Origin of the sequence: Rhodococcus sp. APC 3903 (genome assembly GCF_030407755.1) — a bacterium.
Lineage (GTDB): Bacteria > Actinomycetota > Actinomycetes > Mycobacteriales > Mycobacteriaceae > Rhodococcus_F > Rhodococcus_F erythropolis.
Map to the genome: position 1 here is coordinate 1 of NZ_JASDCV010000101.1, position 629 is coordinate 629.

1 protein-coding gene is annotated in these 629 nt (G+C 63.6%); it reads right to left on the minus strand.

Translation table 11 applies throughout. The features are described from left to right. On the minus strand, nucleotides 1-629 hold a 629-nt coding region (locus QMA15_RS32710), incomplete at both ends, for an aminotransferase class III-fold pyridoxal phosphate-dependent enzyme (RefSeq protein WP_290289387.1).

Below are 629 nucleotides of genomic sequence, written 5' to 3' on the forward strand. Positions count from 1 at the left end.
CCTGCTGCCATCTCCGCGACCTGATCGTCGGTCATGACGAACGTCGGCGAAATCTGCATCGCACCCTGACCCGCCGCGCGACCCGAAATACCGTGCTCACGCAACGTCTTCACGAACGGCAACGCCTCCGCCGGATCAGCCAACTGCACCGCAGCGACCGCACCCAGTCCACTACGAACCTCCGCCACCCGCGGATGCTCCGCCAACGGCTGCAGATGCGTATGCAACGACGCCTCCAGACGCTTCGACTCCCCAAGCAAATTCTCACGCTCGAGAATGTCGAGGTTCGCCATCGCCGCCGCAGCAGCACCGGCATGCCCGCCATACGTGTAACCATGACGCCACCACGAACCCGCATAGAACGGCTCCGCCACCCGCGGCGCGATGAACACCGCACCCATCGGAACGTAACCGGACGTCAAACCCTTTGCCGTGGTCATCATGTCGGGCTGCAAATCGAAACGAGTAGACGCGAACCACTCGCCGCCGATACGACCGAAACCGGTCACGACCTCGTCGACGACAAACAGAATGTCGTGCTCGCGGCAGATGTCGCGCACCTCGGCCAGGTACCCCTCCGGCGGAAGATACACCCCACCGGCACCGATGATCGGCTCCGCGAAGAACGC